The organism is Streptomyces sp. NPDC091282, assembly GCF_044757385.1.
GTDB lineage: Bacteria > Actinomycetota > Actinomycetes > Streptomycetales > Streptomycetaceae > Streptomyces > Streptomyces gramineus.
The window spans coordinates 129,619-151,629 of sequence record NZ_JBIVUX010000007.1; the positions used below are offsets into that span (position 1 = coordinate 129,619).

The 22,011-nt window shown below is 71.4% G+C and carries 19 protein-coding genes; 3 read left to right on the top strand and 16 right to left on the bottom strand.

The genetic code is table 11. From position 1 onward, the window contains the following. Window positions 1–35 precede the first annotated feature (35 nt). The 11 genes from ACIQOE_RS30110 to ACIQOE_RS30160 all read right to left on the bottom strand — a co-directional run bounded on the left by ACIQOE_RS30110 (window position 36) and on the right by ACIQOE_RS30160 (window position 11,773). Window positions 36–1,142, bottom strand: coding sequence for an aminopeptidase P family protein (locus ACIQOE_RS30110; RefSeq protein WP_351320120.1), 1,107 nt, complete (start codon window positions 1,140–1,142; stop codon window positions 36–38). A gap of 81 nt (window positions 1,143–1,223) precedes the next feature. Next, a complete protein-coding gene (locus ACIQOE_RS30115) occupies window positions 1,224–2,057 on the bottom strand; it encodes a Pro-rich N-terminal domain-containing protein (RefSeq protein ID WP_401414834.1) in 834 nt (277 codons plus the stop codon). A gap of 142 nt (window positions 2,058–2,199) precedes the next feature. Next, entirely contained in the window at window positions 2,200–3,291 is a 1,092-nt protein-coding gene (gene aroB, locus ACIQOE_RS30120; RefSeq protein WP_351320124.1) for a 3-dehydroquinate synthase, read from the bottom strand. Further along, complete coding sequence (locus ACIQOE_RS30125) at window positions 3,288–3,770, bottom strand: shikimate kinase (protein WP_351320753.1); 483 nt, start codon at window positions 3,768–3,770, stop codon at window positions 3,288–3,290. The genes aroB and ACIQOE_RS30125 overlap by 4 nt, the downstream gene beginning before the upstream one ends. A gap of 32 nt (window positions 3,771–3,802) precedes the next feature. Continuing rightward, window positions 3,803–4,987 (bottom strand): chorismate synthase, encoded by a 1,185-nt coding sequence (gene aroC / locus ACIQOE_RS30130; protein WP_351320126.1) that lies wholly within the window; start codon window positions 4,985–4,987, stop codon window positions 3,803–3,805. A 167-nt stretch (window positions 4,988–5,154) separates the two neighbouring features. Beyond that, window positions 5,155–5,994 (bottom strand): shikimate dehydrogenase, encoded by an 840-nt coding sequence (locus tag ACIQOE_RS30135; RefSeq protein WP_351320128.1) that lies wholly within the window; start codon window positions 5,992–5,994, stop codon window positions 5,155–5,157. After that, the gene (gene mltG, locus ACIQOE_RS30140; RefSeq protein ID WP_401414837.1) at window positions 5,975–7,699 is read right to left on the bottom strand and encodes an endolytic transglycosylase MltG; all 1,725 of its coding nucleotides are present in this window, start codon (window positions 7,697–7,699) and stop codon (window positions 5,975–5,977) included. Before mltG ends, ACIQOE_RS30135 begins: the two co-directional genes overlap by 20 nt. 123 nt (window positions 7,700–7,822) lie before the next feature. Continuing rightward, a complete protein-coding gene (gene ruvX, locus ACIQOE_RS30145) occupies window positions 7,823–8,287 on the bottom strand; it encodes a Holliday junction resolvase RuvX (protein WP_351320132.1) in 465 nt (154 codons plus the stop codon). A gap of 14 nt (window positions 8,288–8,301) precedes the next feature. Beyond that, complete coding sequence (alaS, locus tag ACIQOE_RS30150) at window positions 8,302–10,974, bottom strand: alanine--tRNA ligase (protein WP_351320134.1); 2,673 nt, start codon at window positions 10,972–10,974, stop codon at window positions 8,302–8,304. Further along, window positions 10,974–11,321, bottom strand: a complete 348-nt coding sequence (locus ACIQOE_RS30155) for a hypothetical protein (RefSeq protein WP_351320136.1) — start codon at window positions 11,319–11,321, stop codon at window positions 10,974–10,976. Before ACIQOE_RS30155 ends, alaS begins: the two co-directional genes overlap by 1 nt. 11 nt (window positions 11,322–11,332) lie before the next feature. Continuing rightward, the gene (locus ACIQOE_RS30160) at window positions 11,333–11,773 is read right to left on the bottom strand and encodes a DUF948 domain-containing protein (protein WP_351320138.1); all 441 of its coding nucleotides are present in this window, start codon (window positions 11,771–11,773) and stop codon (window positions 11,333–11,335) included. Between the two features lie 147 nt (window positions 11,774–11,920). Between ACIQOE_RS30160 and ACIQOE_RS30165 the strand changes: the two genes are divergently transcribed. Continuing rightward, window positions 11,921–14,086 (top strand): ATP-binding protein, encoded by a 2,166-nt coding sequence (locus ACIQOE_RS30165; RefSeq protein ID WP_401414840.1) that lies wholly within the window; start codon window positions 11,921–11,923, stop codon window positions 14,084–14,086. A gap of 27 nt (window positions 14,087–14,113) precedes the next feature. Here ACIQOE_RS30165 and rpsD read toward each other — a convergent pair whose 3' ends face one another. From rpsD to ACIQOE_RS30190, 5 genes are all read right to left on the bottom strand, one after another. Then, on the bottom strand, window positions 14,114–14,728 hold the full coding sequence (gene rpsD, locus ACIQOE_RS30170; protein ID WP_351320142.1) for a 30S ribosomal protein S4: 615 nt from the start codon (window positions 14,726–14,728) through the stop codon (window positions 14,114–14,116). 303 nt (window positions 14,729–15,031) lie between these two features. Then, window positions 15,032–16,387, bottom strand: coding sequence for a replication-associated recombination protein A (locus ACIQOE_RS30175; protein ID WP_351320144.1), 1,356 nt, complete (start codon window positions 16,385–16,387; stop codon window positions 15,032–15,034). A 43-nt stretch (window positions 16,388–16,430) separates the two neighbouring features. Beyond that, a complete protein-coding gene (locus tag ACIQOE_RS30180) occupies window positions 16,431–17,087 on the bottom strand; it encodes a vitamin K epoxide reductase family protein (protein WP_365573649.1) in 657 nt (218 codons plus the stop codon). Between the two features lie 515 nt (window positions 17,088–17,602). After that, window positions 17,603–18,865 (bottom strand): histidine--tRNA ligase, encoded by a 1,263-nt coding sequence (hisS, locus tag ACIQOE_RS30185; RefSeq protein WP_365558110.1) that lies wholly within the window; start codon window positions 18,863–18,865, stop codon window positions 17,603–17,605. An 11-nt stretch (window positions 18,866–18,876) separates the two neighbouring features. Further along, window positions 18,877–19,587, bottom strand: coding sequence for an MBL fold metallo-hydrolase (locus tag ACIQOE_RS30190; protein WP_362643720.1), 711 nt, complete (start codon window positions 19,585–19,587; stop codon window positions 18,877–18,879). 178 nt (window positions 19,588–19,765) lie between these two features. Here ACIQOE_RS30190 and ACIQOE_RS30195 point away from each other — a divergent pair, with 178 nt between their 5' ends. Together ACIQOE_RS30195 and ACIQOE_RS30200 are read left to right on the top strand one after the other, a co-directional pair. Continuing rightward, window positions 19,766–20,587: a peptidylprolyl isomerase gene (locus ACIQOE_RS30195; protein ID WP_365558107.1), complete on the top strand. Its 822-nt coding sequence runs from the start codon at window positions 19,766–19,768 to the stop codon at window positions 20,585–20,587. 135 nt (window positions 20,588–20,722) lie between these two features. After that, window positions 20,723–21,952, top strand: a complete 1,230-nt coding sequence (locus tag ACIQOE_RS30200; protein ID WP_365558105.1) for a DUF349 domain-containing protein — start codon at window positions 20,723–20,725, stop codon at window positions 21,950–21,952. Window positions 21,953–22,011 lie beyond the last annotated feature (59 nt).

Here is a 22,011-nt window from a genome sequence, read left to right on the forward strand (position 1 = left end):
ATCTCCTGGACTGACGTACGACCCCGGGTCACGCGCTACAGCGCGAGCAGCTCCTTGGTCGTGATGGTGAGTAGCTCGGGTCCGCCGTCCGCCTCAGGGCGTACGACGAGCGTGTCATCGATCCGGACACCGCCCCGGCCCGGGAGGTGGACCCCCGGTTCGACGGTGACCGGCACGCAAGCGTCCAGTTTACCCATGGACGACGGGGCGAGCTGCGGGTCCTCGTCGATTTCGAGTCCCACCCCGTGTCCCATGACGGGCTCCAGCCCCTCCGCGTAGCCCGCGGAGTGCAGCACCTGGCGGGCCGCGCGGTCCACGTCGCGGTAGGCGGCCCCCGGTACGAGACCTTCCCGGCCGGCCCGCTGAGCGGCGAAGACGAGGTCGTAGAGCTCGATCTGCCAGTCGGCGGGAGAGGTGCCGATGACGAACGTCCGGCCGATCTCGCACCGGTAGCCGTGATAGGCGGCGCCGAGGCAGACGGAGAGGAAGTCGCCCTCCTCCACCCGCCGGTCGGTGGGGCGGTGGCCGCGGCTGCCCGCGTTCGGGCCGGTCGCCACGGAGGTGCGGAAGGCCGGGCCGTCGGCGCCGTGGTCGACCAGGCGGCGCTCCAGCTCCAGCGCCAGGTGCCGTTCGGTGCGGCCGACGAGGATCGACTCCAGCAGCTCGCCGAGGGCCTGGTCGGCGATCTCGGCGCCGATCCGGAGGCAGGCGATCTCCTCCTCGTCCTTCACGACCCTCAGCTGCTCGACGGCGCTGCCGAGGTCGGTGAGGCGCAGACGGGGCGCGACCGAGGCGAGGGCGCGGTGCCGGGTCACCGTGAGGTGGTGCTCCTCGACGGCGAGGACGTCGGCGTCCTGGGCGGCGGCGAGGTCGGCGGCGGCGACGGCGGGGTCCCCGCCGGGTCCTTCGAGAAGGTGCTGCCGCAGGCGGTCGTCGGGGCGGGCTCCGTGGGAGCGGTCGTCCTGCGGACCGGGGCTGACCAGCAGGTCCTCGCGGCTGCCGAGCAGCAGGACGGAGCCCGCGGGAGCGGCGCCGGCGAGGTACCTCACGTTGGCGGGGCGCGAGACGAGGGCGGAGGCGCTGCCGCTGGCTTGGCAGCGGTCCCGTAGGCGGGCTCGGCGGGTGGCGTACACCTCTGACATGAGTCGAGCGTAGGAGTCGCGGGCGATGTCCGCCGGTTGGAGAGGGCCGAGTGGGGTGGCCGGGCCCTCCCCCGGCCGCTCTCACCAGTTCGGCGGGCTCGCTATCGCCCGTGCCAGGACCTCGTCCAGTACCCGGGCGGTGCTCGGCACGTCCAGCTGGGAGTTGTCGATGATGGGAAGTCCCGAGCCGTACCAGCCCGCCATCCGGCCGTGGATGCGGGCCACCTCCTCGTCGGTGAGGCGGCGGTTGCCCGAGCGTTCGGCGTTGCGCTCCAGGACGATGTCCAGTCCGGGCAGCAGGACGACCGGGAGCAGGCCGGGGCCGACGTGGCGCTTCCAGCCGCCGAGACCGACGACCGGGCGGTCGGGGAAGACCGCGTCGTCGAGGATGCACGAGATGCCGTTGGCCAGGAAGTTGCGCGCGGCGAAGCCGCAGGTGCGGCGGGCCAGGCGGTACTGGGCCTCGGAGTTGTCGTTCCAGCCGGACTGGGGGTCGGCGAATCCGGAGCGGACCCATTCGCGGACGTCGTCGAGGCTGATGTGGGCCGTGGGGACCCGGCGGTGATCGGCCCAGTACTTGGCCACGCTGGTCTTGCCCGCGCCGGCCGGGCCGATGAGCAGGACGGCCAGGGTGGTGCCGGCCGGGTCGGGCGCGGCGGCCGGGGCCGCCGCGGGGATGCCGACCGGGGCGCCCGGCGGCAGCGGGACATGGCCCGTGGCGTCGGCGGGCGGCGCGGACGTGGGCGGCGGTGGCGGCGGGACCGGCGGCTGCGGGGGCGCGGCCGGCGGCGGTGGGACGGGCGCGGGCGCGGGGCCCTGCGGCGCCCCCGGGTGGTGTGCGGCCGGCGGCCAGCCGGTCGGTCCCTGCCCCGGCTGATGGGGCGGCGGCAGCGGAGATCCCACTGCGTGCTGCATCCGGTGCCACTCCGTCTCGTCATGTTCGGCTGCGCTCGTTACCGAACGGTACCGCCCCCGGTCGTCGTTTGGTGAAACGGCCGGAGGCGGTACGAAGTGCCCGTGCCGGGAGGCGAATCGGGCGTAGGGAACAGGTGCGGACCTACTGCCCGACCTCGCCGTAGGCGGCGAGCAGCACGGCCGGGTCCGGGCCCTCCAGGACGGTGGGCTTGGCGAGGCCGTCCAGGACGATGAAGCGCAGCAGGTCACCGCGGGACTTCTTGTCGACCTTCATCGTCTCGACCAGCTTGGGCCACTGGTCGTAGCGGTAGTGCAGCGGAAGGCCGACCGACTCCAGGACCGTGCGGTGGCGGTCCGCCGTCGCGTCGTCCAGGCGTCCGGCCAGCCGGCCCAGCTCGGCGGCGAAGTGCATGCCGACGGCGACCGCGGCGCCGTGCCGCCACTTGTAGCGCTCGTTCTTCTCGATGGCGTGGCCGAGGGTGTGGCCGTAGTTGAGGATCTCGCGCAGCCCGGACTCTCTGAGATCGGAGGAGACGACCTCGGCCTTGACCCGGATGGAGCGCTCGATCAGCTCGGCCGTGTGCGGGCCGGCCGGGGTGCGCGCGGCCTCGGGGTCGGACTCGATCAGCTCCAGGATCGCCGGGTCGGCGATGAAGCCGGCCTTGATGACCTCGGCGAGCCCGGACACGTAGTCGTTGACCGGCAGGGAGTCGAGGGCGGCCAGGTCGCAGAGCACGCCCGCCGGCGGGTGGAAGGCGCCGACCAGGTTCTTGCCCTCGGCGGTGTTGATGCCGGTCTTGCCGCCGACCGCCGCGTCCACCATGGCGAGGACGGTGGTCGGGACGGCGATCCAGCGCACGCCCCGCAGCCAGGTGGCGGCCACGAAACCGGCGAGGTCCGTGGTGGCGCCGCCGCCCACGCCGACGATCACGTCGGAGCGGGTGAAGCCGGACTGGCCGAGTGCCTTCCAGCAGTAGGCGGCGACCTCGGCGGTCTTGGCCTCCTCGGCGTTGGGCACCTGGATGGCGATGGCGTCGAAGCCCTGCCCGGCCAGGTCGGCGCGGAGCGCGTCGCCGGTCTCGGCGAGCGCCTCGGGGTGGATCACCGCGACCCGCTTGACCCGCTCGCCGATCAATCCGCCCAGTTCTCCGAGCAGCTGACGGCCCACCAGGACCTCGTACGGCTCGGTGCCCGCCGTGCCGCCGACCTGGATCCGGGTGACTGCCTCGCTCATGCTTCCTTCAACTCCAGTGCGTCCAGCGCTGCTTGGGTGACCTCTTCGGGGGTGCGGCCGTCGGTCGCGACGACGGCCGAGGCGACCTCCTCGTACAGGTGCCGCCGCGCCTCCATCAGCTCCCGCCACTGCTTGCGCGGGTTGATGGCGAGCAGCGGCCGGGCCGCGTTGAGGCCGGTGCGCTTCACGGCCTCCTCGACGTCCATGGAGAGGTAGACCACCTGCCGGCCGGCCAGCAGCGCGCGCGTGTCCGCGTCGAGGACCGCGCCGCCGCCGAGCGCGAGGACGCCGTCGTGTTCGGCCAGTGCCTGCCGTACCGCGCGCTTCTCGATCTCCCGGAAGGCCGCCTCGCCGTCGGCGACGAAGATGTCGGCGATCTCGCGGCCCTCGGCGGCGACGATGTCCTCGTCGGTGTCCCGGTAGCCGATGCCGAGCCGCCGGGCGAGCAGTTCGCCGACCGTGGACTTGCCGACGCCCATCGGTCCGACCAGCACCACCCTCGGTGCGGGGGTCACCGGATGGCCAGGTTCTCGAGGTACGACCGGACGTTGCGGCGGGTCTCGGTCACCGAGTCGCCGCCGAACTTCTCCGCCACCGCGTCGGCGAGGACGAGGGCGACCATCGCCTCGGCGACGATGCCGGCGGCCGGCACCGCGGAGACGTCGGAGCGCTGGTGGTGGGCCTGGGTGGCCTCGCCGGTGGCGACGTCGACGGTCTGCAGGGCGCGCGGCACGGTCGCGATCGGCTTCATCGCGGCCCGGACCCGCAGCAGCTCACCGGTGGACAGGCCGCCCTCGGTGCCGCCGGCGCGGCCGGAGGCGCGGCGGATGCCCTCGGGCGTGCCGACGATCTCGTCGTGGGCCTGGGAACCGGGGACCCGGGCCAGCTCGAAGCCGTCGCCGATCTCGACGCCCTTGATCGCCTGGATGCCCATCAGGGCCCCGGCGAGCCGGGCGTCCAGCTTGCGGTCCCAGTGGACGTGCGAGCCGAGGCCGACCGGTACGCCGTAGGCCAGGACCTCGACCACGCCGCCGAGGGTGTCGCCGTCCTTGTGGGCCTGGTCGACCTCCGCGACCATCGCCTTGGAGGCGTCGGCGTCCAGGCAGCGCAGCGGGTCGGCGTCCAGCTTCTCGACGTCGGCCGGGGTCGGGTAGACGCCCTTGGGCGCCTTCACCGAGCACAGCTCGACGACGTGCGAGACGATCTCGACGCCGGTCGTCTCCTTGAGGTACGACCGGGCGACCGCGCCGAGCGCCACCCGGGCCGCGGTCTCCCGCGCGGAGGCCCGCTCCAGCACCGGCCGGGCCTCGTCGAAGCCGTACTTCTGCATGCCGGCGAGGTCGGCGTGGCCGGGCCGCGGGCGGGTCAGCGGGGCGTTGCGGGCGAGGCCTGCGAGGATCTCCGGGTCGACCGGGTCGGCCGCCATGACCTGCTCCCACTTGGGCCACTCGGTGTTGCCCACCATGATCGCGACCGGGGAGCCGAGCGTGAGACCGTGCCGGACCCCGCCGAGGAAGGTGACCTGGTCCTGCTCGAACTTCATGCGGGCACCGCGTCCGTAGCCGAGGCGCCGCCGCGCGAGATGGTCCGCGACCATCTCGGTCGTGATCGGCACGCCGGCGGGAAGGCCCTCCAGCGTCGCGACAAGTGCGGGACCGTGGGACTCCCCCGCGGTCAGCCAACGCAGCCTGCTCAACGATGCTCCTCAGTGCTCGCGCCCTGGTACTGCCTGCGTACACGCGTCCTCGTGCACGGCGACGGCCCGACCGGGTGCGCGGCCCCGGTCCGCCGTCTTTGATCCTCCCACGTCCGGGCGGTGAACCCGGCCGCCGGTCCAGCAGACGGACGCGGACGTGGACCGGGTCAGCGCTCGGCGAGCGCCTTCTCCCCGGCCCTGCGCATGACGTCCACGGGCGCCGGGCTCATCCCGGTCATCTGTTCGACCTGGAGGACGGCCTGGTGCACCAGGAGGTCGAGGCCGCCGACCACGGCCCCGCCGGCCATGGACCAGCGTGCGGCCAGCGTGGTGGGCCAGGGGTGGTAGAGGACGTCGAAGAGGGTGGCGGGACGCTCGGGCACGGCGGCGGCCAGGGCGTCGGTGGTGCCGGCCGGCGTGGTGGCGATCACCAGCGGGGCGTGCAGGGCCTGTTCGGCGTCGGCCCAGTCGGCGGTCCGCACCTCGACGTCGAGCCGCTCGCCCCAGTGCCGCATCTCGGCGGCGCGTTCCTCGCTGCGGACGTAGGCGACGACCTCGCCGGTGCAGATCCGGGCGAGCGCGGCCAGCGCGGAGGAGGCGGTCGCCCCGGCGCCCAGGACGGCGGCGGTCTCGACCTGCTCGATGCCGTGCTCGCGCAGCGCCGCGACCATGCCCGGGATGTCGGTGTTGTCCCCGAGCCGCCGGCCGTCCTCGGCGAGGACGACCGTGTTGACCGCGTCGACCGAGGCGGCCGTCTCGCTGATCTCGTCGACCAGCGGGATGACCGCCCGCTTCAGCGGCATGGTCAGCGACAGCCCCGCCCACTCCGGCCCGAGCCGCCCGAGGAATCCGGGCAGCGCGGTCTCGTCGACCTCGAAGCGCTCGTACGACCACCCGGTGAGCCCGAGTTCGTCGTACGCGGCCCGGTGCAGCACCGGGGAGAGCGAATGGGCGATGGGCTTGCCGAGCACGGCGGCCCGACGGGCTTCAGTGCCCCGAGGTGGCATTGAATTTGTCCTTGAGCTGCTGGAATTCCTGGTAGGTCTTCGCGAATTCGGTGTTGTTCTGGCCGTCGGTCGCCACGAAATAGATCCAGCCGTCGTCGGTCGGATCCAGGGCCGCCTTCAGCGCCTCGTCGCCGGGGTTGCCGATCGGACCGGGCGGGAGACCCTTCTGGGTGTACGTGTTGTACGGGTCCTGGTTGCTGTTGATCTCCGACTCGCTGATATGGATGTTGCTGGTGCCCTTCAGATAGTTGAAGGTCGAGTCGAATTGCAGCTTCTGGTTGGTCTCGGTGTTCGTGGGCTGGAGGCGGTTGTAGATGACCTCCGCCATCTTGCGGAAGTCGTCCTGCGTCTTGCCCTCGGCCTGGACGAGGCTCGCCACGGTGATCACCTGGAGCGGGTTGTCCAGGTCGAACTTCTTGGCCTGCGCGGCGAGATCGTAGGTCGCGTACTGCTCCTTGGCCGCGGACACCATGCTCTTGAGGATCGCCTCGGGCTTCATACCCTTGGCCGCGGGATAGGTGTTCGGGTAGAGGAAGCCTTCCAGCGGATCCTTGATCCGGCTGCTGCTGTTCGCCCACGAGGGCAGGCCGAGACTCTTGTATTCCTTCTTGGCGATGCCCTGCGTCGTACCGGCGCGCAGTTGCAGCTGTTTGTCGATCGCCTGGTAGACGGAGGCATTGCGTTCGCCCGGCTTGACCACCACATTGCTCTGGCTGTTCGGGTCCAGCATCAGCTTCACGGCGCTCGCCGCGGACATCTCCTTCTTCAGGAGATAAGCACCGGCCTGAATCGTTTTTCCGTCGGGATTCTGGGACTGGGCGGCCACGAACGCGTCCACGCTCTTGACGACCCCGGCGTCCTCCAGCCGACGGCCGATCTCGTAACCGCCGGCGCCCTTCGGGATCTCGACCGTCACCGCGCCGGTGCCGCCGCCCACGTAGTCGGGGGCCGGGCCGAAACGGTTCTGGTAGAAGTGCCAGCCGAAGTAGCCGACCGTGGCCGCGCCGCCTCCGAAGACCAGACAGACCACCAGGCAGGCGCAGCCGTTGCGCCGTTTCTTGGCGCCCTTGCCGCCCTTCGCGTCCTTGCCGCGGCCACCACCGCGGCGCCCTTTCGGGTCGTCGTCGTCATCGTCGTCGTCGGCGCCCGTGAAGAAGGGGTGCTGCTCTTCCTCCTCCGTGACGACGGACTCCGCCTGCGGTTCCGGTTCCGGTTCCGGACGGCGGCGGCCGGGCGGCTCCGGCGGCGGGTAGGCGTCCTCGGTGCCGTAGAAGTCCGGCTGTTCACCGCCGTACGCCACCGGCTGCTGGCCGTAGGGATCGCCCGGGTCGGCCCCATAGGGCACCTGGCCGTGGGTTCCGGTCGCGTCCCAGCCGCCACCCTGGTGGTACTGCTGGGCCTGTCCGACGTACTGCTGGTGCTGGTCGTACTGCTGCTGGCCCTGTCCGTCGGCGTACCGGAGCTGCCCCTGCTCGTCGTAGTACGCGTACTGCTGCGGGTCGGGGTGCTGGTCGTACCCGCCCTGCGGGTGCTGGCTCCAGCCGCCGTAGTTCTGCTGCGGCTGCTGCGGGTAGTGCTGCGGCTGGCCGCCGTAGGGGGACTGCTGGCCCACGTGGGCCTGCTGTCCTCCCCACCCGTCGTCCCCGTACAACGGGTCCTCCGGGTGCCACGGTTCGGAGCCAGGGCCCCGGCCATACTCAGTCATCGATCCCCTAGAGCCGCGAGGCGGCGCGTCACGCGGCTGGTGGGCCGGCCGACCGTTCCGCCTCTTGCTGTGCGGTGGCTGTTCGAAAACCATCGCATCGCGCGGAACGTTACCGTATCGCGATCAGATGACCACTTCGACGCCCTCGCCGGGTGGTTTACCTGACACCCGTTCGGATTCCAGCGCCTGCTGGAGGATGATCACAGCGGCGGCCTGGTCGATCACGGCCCGGCCCTTCTTGGACTTCACCCCCGAGGCGCGCAGTCCCTGACTGGCCGTCACGGTCGTCATCCGCTCGTCGACCAGCCGGACCGGCACCGGCCTGATGCCCTGGGCCAGCTCCTGCGCGAAGGCCCTGACCTTGACGGCGGCCGGGCCCTCGCCGCCCTTGAGGGAGCGCGGGAGTCCGACGACCACCTCGATCGGCTCGTACTCCTCGGCCAGCTGCCGCAGCCGGCGGTGGGCGGCGGGGATGTCCCGGCCGGGGACGGTCTCGACCGGGGTGGCCAGGATCCCGTCGGGGTCGCACGAGGCGACCCCGATCCGGGCGTCCCCGACGTCGACCGCGAGCCGACGTCCTCTGCGCATCTTCTTACCGTCTCTTACTTGGCGGTCTCGGCCACGAGGCGCTCGACGGCGTCGATGGCCTCGCCCACGGCGGCCGGGTTCTGGCCGCCGCCCTGGGCCACGTCCGGCTTGCCGCCGCCACCGCCGCCGAGCGTCTTGGCGGCGGCGCGGACCAGGTCACCGGCCTTGAGGCCGCGGTCGCGGGCGGCGTCGTTGGTGGCGATGACCGTGAGCGGCTTGCCGCCGGTGACCGTGAACAGGGCGACCACGGCGGCGCGTCCGCCCTGGATGCGGCCGCGCACGTCGAGGACCAGCTTGCGCAGGTCGTCCGCGGTCGTGCCGTCCGGGACCTGCCCGGTCACCACGGCGATCCCGCGGACGTCCTTCGCGGAGTCGGCCAGGCCGCCGGCGGCCTGCAGCACCTTCTCGGCGCGGAACTTCTCGATCTCCTTCTCGGCGTCCTTCAGCTTGCCGAGCATGGCGGAGACCTTCTCCGGAAGCTCCTCGGGACGGCCCTTGATCAGCTCCTGGAGCTGGGCGACGACCGTGTGCTCGCGGGCCAGGAAGTTGTAGGCGTCCACACCGACGAGGGCCTCGATCCGGCGGACACCCGAACCGATCGACGACTCGCCGAGCAGCTTCACGAGGCCCAGCTGGGCGGTGTTGTGCACGTGGGTGCCGCCGCACAGCTCCTTGGAGAAGTCGCCGATGGTCACCACGCGGACCCGCTCGCCGTACTTCTCGCCGAACTCGGCGATGGCGCCCTGCTTCTTGGCCTCGTCGATGCCCATGATGTCGGCGCGCACGTCCAGGTCGCGGGCGAGCACCTCGTTGATCTTCTGCTCGACGTCGGTCATCACGGCCGTCGGGACGGCGGCGGGCGAGCCGAAGTCGAAGCGGAAGCGGCCGGGCTGGTTCTCCGAACCGGCCTGGGCGGCCGTCGGGCCGAGGGCGTCGCGCAGCGCCTGGTGGGTGAGGTGGGTGGCCGAGTGGGCGCGGGCGATGGCGGTCCGGCGGCGCTGGTCGATCGCGGCGTGGGCCTTGGCGCCGACCGTCACCTCGCCGACCTGGACGACGCCCTTGTGGACGTAGACGCCGGGGACCGGCTTCTGGGTGTCGCGGATCTCGATGACGGCACCGGTGTCGACCTTGATCCGGCCGGTGTCGCCGATCTGGCCGCCGCCCTCGGCGTAGAACGGGGTGCGGTCCAGGACGATCTCGACCTCGTCGCCCTCGGTGGCGGCCGGCGAGGAGACGCCGTCGACGAGGATGCCGACGATCGTGGACTCGCCCTCGGTGTCGGAGTAGCCGATGAAGTCGGTCTCGCCGGTCTTGTCGGCGATCTCGCGGTAGGCACCGGCGCCGGCGTGCCCGGTCTTCTTGGCCTGGGCGTCGGCCTTGGCGCGGTCCCGCTGCTCCTTCATCAGGCGGCGGAAGCCCTCCTCGTCCACGGCCAGGCCCTGCTCGGCGGCCATTTCGAGGGTGAGGTCGATCGGGAAGCCCCAGGTGTCGTGGAGCAGGAAGGCCTTGTCGCCGGCGAGGACCGTGCCGCCGGACTCCTTGGTCTCGGTGACGGCGGTGTCGAGGATGTTGGTGCCGGCCTTCAGCGTCTTGAGGAAGGCGTTCTCCTCGGCGACGGCGACCTTCTCGATGCGCTCGCGGTCGGTGACCAGCTCCGGGTACTGCCGGCCCATCATCCGGATCACGGTGTCGATGAGGTCGAGGACGACCGGGCCGGTGGCGCCGAGGAGCCGCATGTTGCGGATGGCGCGGCGCATGATGCGGCGCAGCACGTAGCCGCGGCCCTCGTTGCCGGGGGTGACGCCGTCGCCGATGAGCATGACCGACGTGCGCATGTGGTCGGTGACGACCCGCAGCGAGACGTCCGAGGCGTGGGCGTCGCCGTAGTGGACACCGGTCAGCTCGGTGGCCTTCTCGATGACGGCCATGGAGGTGTCGATCTCGTACATGTTCTGCACGCCCTGCAGAATCATGGCGAGTCGTTCCAGGCCGAGACCGGTGTCGATGTTCTTGCTCGGCAGCTCGCCGAGGATCTCGAAGTTGTCCTTGCCGATGCCCTCGCCCCGCTCGTACTGCATGAAGACGAGGTTCCAGATCTCGACGTACCGCTCGTCGTTGACGGCGGGGCCGCCCTCGACGCCGAACTCGGGGCCGCGGTCGTAGTTGATCTCGGAGCAGGGGCCGCAGGGGCCGGGGACGCCCATGGACCAGTAGTTGTCCTTCATGCCGAGGCGCTGGATGCGCTCCTTCGGCACACCGACGACCTCGTGCCAGATGCGCTCGGCCTCGTCGTCGTCCTTGTAGACGGTGATCCAGAGCCGCTCCGGGTCCAGGCCGTAACCACCCTTGTCCTGGGGCGTGGTGAGCAGCTCCCAGGCGTACTTGATGGCGCCTTCCTTGAAGTAGTCGCCGAAGGAGAAGTTGCCGCACATCTGGAAGAAGGTGCCGTGCCGGGTGGTCTTGCCGACCTCTTCGATGTCAGGGGTGCGCACGCACTTCTGCACGCTGGTGGCGCGGGCCCACGGCGGCTTGACCTCGCCGAGGAAGTAGGGCTTGAAGGGCACCATGCCGGCCGGGACCAGCAGCAGAGTCGGGTCGTCCGCGATGAGCGACGCCGAAGGGACGACGGTGTGACCGCGCTCCTCGTAGAAGCTCAGCCAGCGGCGGCGGATCTCTGCCGACTCCATCAGTGGTCCTCATTCCGGTCGTACGAGTACGTCGTGTTCTCGATGTACTTCGGGTTGCTGCGTTGGTTCTCGATGACGGCGAACCGCCGTGGTGCGGGGAGTTCGGGGTCCGCGTTGATGCCCAGCGCGTCTCCCAGCTCCTCCTCCCGCCGGGCCATGTTCTCGCGCACGTCGAGCGCGAAGCCGACCGCCCGGTCCTTGATCCGGTGGCCGGTCTCCAGCGCCTTGTTCGCGGCGGAGGCGGCGAGGCTCTCGGGGGTCAGCTGCCGGAGCTTGCGGTTGACCTTGGTGGTGGCCCAGACACCGGCGGCGACACCGGTGGTGAACCAGAAGGTTCGGCGGAACATCAGCCTGGCTCCTACTTTCCCCGGTTCTTCCGCCGTGCGGCGGACACCGTCCGGCCCACGATCACGGTACGCCCGGCCTCCCGGGCGGGCACGTCCGCCTTGCGGCCGGACAGGGCCCGGCGCACGCCGTAGCCGAACGCGGCGACCTTGACGAGCGGACCGCCGAAGGTGGAGGCGACGGTGGACGACAGCGCGGAGGCGTTGGAGGTGACCTCCTGGACGTCCGAGGCGATCGCGTCGACCCGCTCGATCTGGGTCTGCGCGGAGCGCACGGCCGCGGAGGCGTCGGCGAGCAGCGGGACGGCCTGGTCGGTCACGTCCGCCACCAGCTTGGTGGTCGCCCTGAGCGTCTGGGCCAGCCTCACGAGAGCCACCGCGAGGAAGGAGACCAGGATCGCCCAGAAGACGGCCACCAGGATCCCGGCCACCTCTCCACCGGACACTGTGCGCACCTGCTTCCCGCTCTTTTGCGAAAATCAATTGAGATCCGAGCCTATCGCGCGGGACGTCGGGCTCCGTACCGGATTACCGCGCGCGGGCGGCGGAGTTGCCGGAACCGATTGTACGGACCGAACACGGTTAAGTACGCTCCGTGTCCCATGCGAGGTCCTCAGCGCCCCGGCCCCTCCGCGGACGGCAATCTGCCCCTGGAACTGACCGCGTTCGTGGGCCGCACGGCCGAACTCGGCGAGCTGGCCCGGGCTCTTGAGTCGGACCGGCTGGTGACGGTGACCGGGGTCGGCGGGGTCGGCAAGTCCCGGCTGGCGGCCCGGGCGGCCGCCGCGGCGGCGCCCCGGGACGGGGTGTGGCGGGTGGAGCTGTCGGCGGTGCGCGACCCGGAGTTCGTCGAGTACGCCGTGGTGGAGGCGCTGGGCCTGACCGACCACACCACCCGGCCGCCGCGCCGGACGCTCCTGGACCACCTGGACGGCCGCCGCTGCCTGCTGCTCCTGGACGGCTACGAGCATCTGGTCGAGGGCTGCGCCGGTCTGGTGGCCGAGCTGCTGCGGCGGCTGCCGGGCCTGACCGTGCTGGCGGCGGGCCGGCGGCCGCTGGGCGTCGCGGGCGAGCGGCTGTTCCCGCTGGCGCCGCTCGCCGTGGAGGAGGCGGTGGAGCTGTTCGCCGAACGCGCGGAGCGGCAGGGGCTCGCGGTCGGGGACCACGCGGAGGTACGGGAGGTGTGCCGGCGCCTGGACGGGATCCCGCTGGCGGTCGAGCTGGCGGCGGGCCGGCTGCGGGTGCTGTCGCCGGGGCAGATCCTGGAGCGGCTCGACGACCGGTTCCGGCTGCTGACCGGCGGCGGGCGCGACGGCCTGCCGCGTCATCAGACGCTGCGCACGGCGATCGGCTGGAGCCACGAACTGTGCACCGGCGCCGAGCGGTTGCTGTGGGCGCGGCTGTCGGTGTTCGCGGGGACCTTCGACCTGGAGGCCGCCGAGTACGTGTGCGGCGGGGACGGGCTGCCGTCGGAGAGCATCCTGGACGTGCTGGCGGAGCTGCTCGCGCAGTCGGTGGTGTCCCGCGAGGAGACCGCGGCCGGGGTGCGCTACCGGATGCTCGACACCGTGCGGGCGTACGGCGGGGAGTGGCTGGCGGCGGCGGGGGACGCGGAGCGGCTGCGGCGCCGGCACCGTGACTGGTTCATGGGGCTGGCGACCTGGTGCGAGCTGGACTGGTTCTCCCCGCGGCAGGACGAGGTGGCGGCGCGCGTCGAGGCCGAGCTGCCGAACCTGCGGGCCGCGCTTGACCACTGTCTGACCGAACCGGACGAGGCTCATCTGGGGCAGTACCTGGCGGGCTCGCTGTGGTTCCACTGGGCGGGCTGCGGGCGGCTCTCGGAGGGGCGGCGCTGGCTGGAGCTGAGCCTGGGGCTGGACTCCCTCTACCCGCGGTCCCGGCTGAAGGCGCTGTGGGTGCTCGGTTACGTGGCGATCCTGCAGGGCGACGCGGTGGCGGCGCTGGCGGCGCTCCAGGAGTGCCGGGAGGAGGCCGAGCTGGCCGCCGACCCGACGGCGCTGGCGTACGCGGAGCACCGCGCCGGCTGTCTGGCCCTGGTCACCGACGACATGGCCCGCGCGGAGACGCTGCTGCGGTCGGCGCTCGGCCGCTACCGGGAGATCGGCGAGCTGAACAGCAACGTCCTGATGGGCCAGGTCGAGCTGGCGATGGCCAGGGCCTTCCTCGGCGATCTGCCGGAGGCGGTGCGGCTGTGCGAGGACGTGCGCCGGGTGTGCGAGGACCACGGCGAGCGCTGGGCGCGGTCGTACGCGCTGTACGTGCTGGCGTACGCGGCCTGGCGGAACGGGGATCAGGCCGCCGCCCGTGAGCTGCTGACCGACTGCCTGGGCCATGCGCACGGCTTCCACGACCTGCTGGGTTCGGTGCTGTCGGTCGAGCTGCTGGCCCTGGTGACGGCGACCGAGGGCGATCCGGCGGAGGCCGCGGTGCTGCAGGGCGCGGCGGGCCGGATGTGGGCGTCGGTGGGACTGCCGCTGTTCGGCTCCGCCCACTACAACGCCCCGCACGAGCTGTGCGAGGCGACGGCCAGGCGGGCGCTGGGCGGGGAGCGGTACGCGGAGTGCGTACGGCAGGGGGCGCTGCTGGACGGGGAGGCGGCGGTGGCCCGGGCCCTGGACGGCTCCGGGGAACGGCCGCTGGAGGCGCTGCCGGCGCCGCGCGGCCCGGTACGGCGCCGTGAGGACGGTGCCGGTATGCGGAAGCCCGCCGCCTCGCCCACCCGGAAGGGCGGGGAGACGGCGGGCTGACGCTGGAGTACCGCGCCGGAGCTGGGGTCAGCGGGCGTAGTACTCGACGACGAGCTGCTCGTCACAGATGATCGGAACTTCCTTGCGGTTCGGCTCGCGGTCCAGGCGGAACGCCAGGGCCTTGAGGTTCACCTGCAGGTAGCGCGGGATCTCGCCGTCGGGGGCGAAGCCGCCCTCACGGGCGATCTGGAAGAGCGTCTTGTCCTTCGAGCGGTCGCGGACCTGGACGACGTCGTCCGGACGCACGCGGTAGGACGGCTTGTCGACCTTCTGACCGTTGACCTGGATGTGGCCGTGCACGACCATCTGGCGGGCCTGGTAGATCGTGCGGGCGATGCCCGAACGCAGGACCAGCGCGTCGAGGCGGCGCTCCAGCTCGATGATCAGGGCCTCACCGGTCTTGCCCTGCACCTTGGAGGCACGCTCGTAGGCGCGGACGAGCTGGCGCTCGGACACGTCGTACTGCGCGCGCAGACGCTGCTTCTCCAGCAGACGGACCTTGTAGTCCGAGTTCTGCTTGCGGCCGCGGCCGTGCTCGCCCGGCGGGTAGGGGCGGGCCTCGAAGTACTTGACGGCCTTCGGGGTCAGCGCGATGCCGAGGGCACGCGACTTCTTGACCTTGGGGCGGGACTGGTTCGCCACTTGTCTCTTTCTTCCTTCTGATATCGGCTCGTCAGGGTTGAGGGAGGTCGCAATCCGCAGCCGGGGAAACCCGCCGGGACCCGTTGCCGGGCCTGGTGGGCAGCCGCTCCCCTGATCTGGGCACATACGTGCAGCACGCGAGTGGCCCACCGACCGGTCCCGCCGTACGGCGAGTGGTGGTGGGCTGCCCGCGACACCGTTCGACGGTGCGCGACGCTCCTGGGGCCTCCTTGCGGAGGCTCCGGCCGACTGTCCCGCTCTGACTGCGCGGGACTCAGCGCTCCGAAGGATTCTACAGGCTGCTCAGGACCGCCTGCGACCGAGGTGCTTCCTGGTCCACTCGACCGCGTCCGCGTACCGTGCCTCGGTGCCGTGCCGGGTCGGGCTGTAGTACTCGCGGTCCTTGATCGGGTCCGGGGCGTACTGCTGCTCGGCGATGCCCTCGGGCACGTCGTGCGGGTAGACGTACCCCTGGGCGTGCCCCAGCTTGGCGGCGCCCTTGTAGTGGCCGTCGCGCAGGTGCGCGGGCACCTGTCCGGCCAGTCCCTTGCGTACGTCCTCCAGGGCGGCGCCGATCGCCGTGGTCGCGGAGTTCGACTTGGGGGCCAGGGCCAGGGCGATGGTGGTGTGGCTGAGGGTGAGGGCGGCCTCGGGGAAGCCGATCATGGCCACGGCCTGGGCGGCGGCCACCGCCAGGGGCAGCGCGTTCGGATCGGCGAGGCCGATGTCCTCGCTGGCGGAGATCATCAGGCGGCGGGCGATGAACCGGGGGTCCTCGCCGGCCTCGATCATCCGGGCCAGGTAGTGCAGGGCCGCGTCGACGTCGGAGCCGCGGATGGACTTGATGAGGGCGCTGGCGACGTCGTAGTGCTGGTCGCCGTCCCGGTCGTACTTCACCGCGGCCCGGTCGACGACCTCCTCCAGGGTCTCCAGGCCGATCTCCGCCGCGCCCTTGTCGAGGGCGGCGCCGGCGGCTGCCTCCAGGGCGGTCAGGGCCCGGCGGGCGTCGCCTCCGGCGATCCGCAGCAGGTGCTCCTCGGTGTCCTCGGGGAGGGCGACGGAGCCCTTCAGGCCGCGCTCGTCGGTCAGGGCCCGGCGCAGCAGGCCGCGGACGTCGTCGTCGGTGAGCGGTTCGAGGGTGAGCAGCAGGGACCGGGAGAGCAGCGGGGAGATCACCGAGAAGTACGGGTTCTCCGTCGTCGCCGCGATCAGGGTGACCCAGCGGTTCTCGACGGCCGGGAGCAGGGAGTCCTGCTGGGCCTTGCTGAAGCGGTGGATCTCGTCGAGGAAGAGGACGGTCTCCTTGCCGTACCCGCCGGTGGCACGGCGGGCGCCGTCGATGACCGCGCGGACCTCCTTGACGCCCGCGGTGATCGCGGAGAGTTCCACGAACCGCTTGTCGGTGGCCTTGGAGACGACGTAGGCGAGGGTGGTCTTGCCGGTGCCGGGCGGGCCCCAGAGGATCACCGAGGAGGGGCCCGCGGGGCCGCCTGAGCCCTCGCCGACCAGTCTGCGCAGCGGGGAGCCGGGCTTCAGCAGATGCTGCTGGCCCACCACCTCGTCGAGGGTGCGCGGGCGCATCCGCACCGCCAGGGGGCTGCCGGCCGGATCCTTCTCCTGGCGTTCTTCTGCGGCTGCGGTGAACAGGTCGGGTTCCACGCTGAAACCCTAAATCACGGCACTGACAACGCGGCGCGCGCTGTCAGCTGGTCCAGAAGTCCCACCAGCGGGTCAGGATCAGCATGCCGATGACGCCGATGTGCAGGACCGGCAGGACCCAGGTGAACTCGCCGAAGAAGGACCTGAGCCAGTTCGGGGCCGGCAGGAAGCCCTTGCGGACGTTGAAGGAGGTCACGTACCAGAACATGATGATCGTGGCGACCCAGGCGAGGGAGCACCACAGGCACAGCGCGTTGATCCGGTACAGGGACTGGAACTGCAGCCAGGTGCAGAACCCGACGCCGAAGAGGGTGCCGAAGTTGAAGGTCAGCCAGTACCAGCGCGGGAAGCGGGCGCGGGCCAGCAGGCTCATGCCGACGCAGACGACGATGCCGTAGCAGACCAGGCCGAGCATCGGGTTCGGGAAGCCGAAGGCGGCGGCCTGCTTGGACTCCATGACGCTGCCGCAGGAGACGACCGGGTTGAGGCTGCATCCGGGGGTGAAGGTCTTGCCCTCGACCTTGGCTTCCAGCAGCTTGAACTTGTCGATCGTGATGACCCAGGCGGCCAGCAGGCCGGCCGCGCCGGTGATGATCAGCAACAGCCCGAAGGCGATGCTGCCGCCCTCGGTGCGCGGCGCCGTGGAGGCGTGCTCGGGCCCGGGCTCGGTGGAGACGTCGTGGACTGTCGTCTTGCTCATCACGCCGATTCCGTCTGTTTGAGAGTTGGAACTCCTTCGGGTAGGGGCCATTGTGCCGCACGAGGCGCCCTGTCCACCGTTCGGTGGACATAAGGACGCACGCGCGGCCGTCACGGAAGGTCCTGTTTCGGCCGATGCCTGAGCCATGACAGAACAGGCGAGCGATCTCGTGGTGGACGTCCGGGAGCCGCGCCGGCGGTGCGCGGTCGTGACGACGGTGGACGGCACCGGTCTCGGCGTCCGGCACGGCGGGGCGTTCGGCCTGCTGGGACCCGACGGGGCGGGCAGGAGGACGACGGTGGAGGTCCTCCCGGGGAGCCGGAACGGGGCGGCGGCGAGGTGTCGGTCCTCGGCACGGATCCGGCGACGGGCACGCGCGCGTGGCGGTCCCGGATCGGGATCGTCCGGCAGGACGAATCGGCGCCCGCCGGGTTGACGGCCCGCCGCTTCGCGCACCGCAGCCCGCGGCCGGACCGCGGGAGTGAGGGGGCGCCGGCCCCCTCACTCCGCCGGGCTCAGCCCAGCCTCGACTCCAGCTCCGCCACGATCTCGTTCACGCCGATCGACGTCTGCTCGCCGGACTCCATGTCCTTGAGCTGGACGACGCCCTCGGCGAGGTCGCGCTCGCCGGCGACGATCGTGTAGCGGGCCCCGCTGCGGTTGGCGTTCTTCATCGCGCCCTTGAGGCCCTTGCCGCCGTAGGAGAAGTCCGCCGCGACGCCCGCCCGGCGCAACTCGGTGACCTTGGCGAACAGGATCCGGCGCGCCTCCTCGCCGAGCGGCACCGCGAAGACGCTGGTGGCGGAGGGCAGGTCCAGCGCGACGCCCTCGGCCTCCAGGGCCAGGACCGTGCGGTCGACACCGAGCGCCCAGCCCACCGACGGCAGCGCGGGGCCGCCGATCATCTCGGAGAGGCCGTCGTAGCGCCCGCCGCCGCCCACCGCGGACTGCGAGCCCAGGCCGTCGTGGACGAACTCGAAGGTCGTCCGCGTGTAGTAGTCCAGGCCGCGGACCAGCTTCGGGTCGTCCTCGAAGACGACGCCCGCGGCCGTGATCAGCTCGCGGACCTCCTCGTGGTACGCCTTGCAGGCGTCGCAGAGGTAGTCACGGAGCAGCGGGGCGTCGCCCAACTGCTTCTGCACCGACTCCCGTTTGTCGTCCAGGACGCGGAGCGGGTTGATCTCCGCGCGGCGCAGGGTGTCCTCGTCGAGGTCGAGGCCGCGCAGGAAGTCCTGGAGCGCGGCCCGGTACACCGGACGGCACTCCTGGTCGCCCAGGCTGTTCAGCAGGATGCGGAAGTCGCGCAGGCCCAGCGAGCGGTACGCCTGGTCGGCCAGGATGATCAGCTCGGCGTCGAGCGCCGGGTCCTCCGCGCCGATCGCCTCGGCACCGACCTGCGAGAAGTGGCGGTAACGGCCCTTCTGCGGGCGCTCGTAGCGGTAGTACGAGCCGGAGTACCAGAGCTTGACCGGCAGGTTGCCCGTCTTGTGGAGGTTCGCCTCCAGGGCCGCGCGCAGGACGGACGCGGTGCCCTCGGGACGCAGGGCCAGCTTGTCGCCGCCCTTCGTCTCGAAGGCGTACATCTCCTTGGTGACGATGTCGGTGGACTCGCCGACACCGCGCGCGAACAGCTCGACGTTCTCGAAACCCGGGGTCTCGATGTAGCCGTAGCCGGAGTTGCGCAGCGGCGCGGCGATCGCCTCGCGGACGGCCAGGTACTTGGCGCTGTCCGGCGGGATCAGGTCGTAGGTGCCCTTGGGGGCCTGGAAGGTGCTCACGGAAGTTCTCGTCACATTCCTCGTCGGGGAGCGTCGGCGTGCGCTCCCTGGCCGGCGGCCACCTGCCGCAGATAGGCGTTGGCGGCGCGCTCCTGGCCGATGGTCGTCTGGGGGCCGTGGCCGGACAGCACCACGGTGGAGTCGTCGAGCGGCAGGCAGACCCGGGCCAGTGAGGCCAGCATGTCGTCCATGGAGCCGCCCGGCAGGTCCGTGCGTCCGATGGAGCCGGCGAAGAGCAGATCGCCCGAGAAGAAGACCGACGGGATGTCGGCCGTCTCCGGCATCTGGAAGGTCACCGACCCCTTGGTATGGCCCGGTGCGTGCGCGACGGAGAACTCAAGACCGGCCAGCTCCAGCCGGGCGCCGTCGGTCAGTTCGCGGACGTCGTCGGGCTCCCCCACCGTCAGCTCGCCCATCAGCGGCATGCCGATGGACCGGCCGAGCGCCTTCTCGGGGTCGCTCATCATGTACCGGTCCTCGGGGTGGATCCAGGCCGGCACGTCGTGGGCGCCGCACACGGGGACGACCGAGGCCACGTGGTCGATGTGGCCGTGGGTGAGGACGACGGCGACGGGCTTGAGGCGATGCTTCCTCAGTGCTTCCTCGACGCCCTCGGCGGCCTGGTGGCCGGGGTCGATGATCACGCACTCCGCACCGGCGGCGGGGGCGACGAGATAACAGTTCGTCCCCCAGGCCCCGGCGGGGAACCCGGCAATGAGCACGATCGTCCTTCGTTGTGTCGATTCGGCTGGCTACAAGCTGTGGTGCAGAGCCTACCGGCGCTGCCGTTTCCTCAGCGAACCCATATACGGTACGGGGCTACACGCAGTGGTCGGCTCACACAGCGCACAGGACGCACGCGTACCGGTCGACATACGACACGCATGAGGAGAGAACCCGGTGGTCAGCCAGGAGCAGCGGCGGCGTCAGCTCGCCCGGGAGAAGTTCTTGCGGCAGCAGCAGCGGCGCACCAGCGCGCGTCGCAAGTCACGCATGCGCAATTCGGTGATCGCGTCCGTGCTCGGCGTGATCGTGATCGGCAGCGTCGCCCTGTACACGACCGGCGTGCTGAAGAACGACGACAAGGCGAACGCCAGCTCGGACACGACGCCGAGCGCCGCGCCCAGCCCGAGCAAGGCGGCGGACCCGTGCGAGAAGCCCGCCGCCGGCAAGGTGGAGAAACTCAGCTGGAAGAAGGAGCCGGCGATGTCGATCGACACGTCGGCCGACTACACCATGAAGCTGGCGACGACGTGCGGTGACATCGGCATCGCGCTCAAGACGTCGGCCGCCCCGCACACGGTGAACTCGTTCGACTTCCTCGCGTCGAAGGGCTACTTCGACCACACCAAGTGCCACCGGCTCACCACCAACGGCATCTACGTGCTGCAGTGCGGCGACCCGACGGGCACCGGAAGCGGCGGTCCCGGCTACACGATCCCCGACGAGAACCTGAAGGACAAAAGCCTGAAGGGCGGTGTCTACCCGGCGGGCACGATCGCGATGGCCAACACCGGTCAGAAGCACACCGGCGGCAGCCAGTTCTTCCTGGTCTACCAGGACAGCCAGTTGCCGCCCAGCTACACCCCGTTCGGCACCGTGGACGCCGCCGGACTCAAGGTCCTGAAGAAGATCGCGGCGGCCGGTGAGAGCACCGGAGCCGGTGACGGGGCCCCGAACGCGACGGTCGTCATCAACAAGGCGACAGTCACGAAATCCTGAGGTCCAACTGCGTAATTTCGGTCGCGCGGGATGCGGACAGGCAACCCGCCGGTCGCCTATGTTGGCCGTGACGAAACTGTGGACGATGCCCGGGGGCGCTGAGGCCCCTCGCGGGCATCATGTGGAGGAGGCGCTGTGAGCAGCGACCCGTGGGGCCGCGTCGACGAGACGGGGACCGTGTACGTGCGTACGGCCGACGGCGAGCAGGTCGTCGGTTCCTGGCAGGCCGGCTCCCCTGACGAGGCGCTGGCCTACTTCGAGCGCAAGTACGAGGGCCTGGTTGTCGAGATCGGCCTCCTCGAGAAGCGAGTGCGCACCACCGACCTGTCCGCCAAGGACGCCCAGGTCGCCATCGACCACCTGCGCGAGCAGGTGGAGGCGCACCACGCGGTCGGTGACCTGCAGGCGCTGCGGGACCGGCTCGACGAGCTGGTGAAGACCGTGGAGTCGCGTCGCGAGGAGCGCCGGGCGCAGCGCGCCAAGCAGTCCGACGAGGCCCGCAAGGCCAAGGAGGACCTGGTCGTCGAGGCGGAGCAGCTGGCCCAGTCCGACCAGTGGCGGTCGGCCGGTGAGCGGCTGCGCGCGCTGGTGGACACCTGGAAGGGCCTGCCGCGTCTGGACCGCAAGTCGGACGACGAGCTGTGGCACCGCTTCTCGCACGCCAGGTCGGCGTTCTCCAAGCGCCGCAAGGCGCACTTCGCGCAGCTCGACGCGCAGCGCGAGGACGCCCGCAAGGCCAAGGAGAAGCTGGTCGCCGAGGCCGAGTCGCTCTCGGCCTCGACGGACTGGGGTCCGACGGCCGCGCGCTACCGCGAGCTGATGACGGAGTGGAAGGCCGCGGGCCGTGCCCAGCGCGAGCACGAGGACGACCTGTGGAACCGCTTCCGCGGCGCCCAGGACGTGTTCTTCGCGGCCCGCGGGTCCGCCTTCGCCGAGCGGGACGCGGAGCAGACCGAGAACCTGAAGCTGAAGGAGGAGCTGGCCGTCGAGGCCGAACGGCTCCTGCCGATCACGGACCTGAAGTCCGCGCGGTCCTCCTTCCGCTCGATCAACGAGCGCTGGGAGGCCATCGGCCACGTGCCGCGCGACGCGCGTCCGAAGGTCGAGGGCCGGATGCACACGGTCGACCGGGCCATCCAGGAGGCCGAGGAGGCCGAGTGGCGGCGGACCAACCCGGAGGCGCGTGCGCGTGCCGCGGGTCTGACCGGCCAGCTGCAGGCAGCCGTGGACAAGCTGCGGTCGCAGATCGACCAGGCCCGCGCGCAGGGCAACGCGTCGAAGGCGGAGAAGCTGGAGCGTGAGCTGGAGGGCCGCCAGGCGCTCCTGGACCAGGCTCTCAAGGGCCTCCAGGAGTTCGGCGGCTGACGCAGGACGGTAGACGAGAGGGGCCCCGTACGCCGTGTACGGGGCCCCTCTCGTCGTAT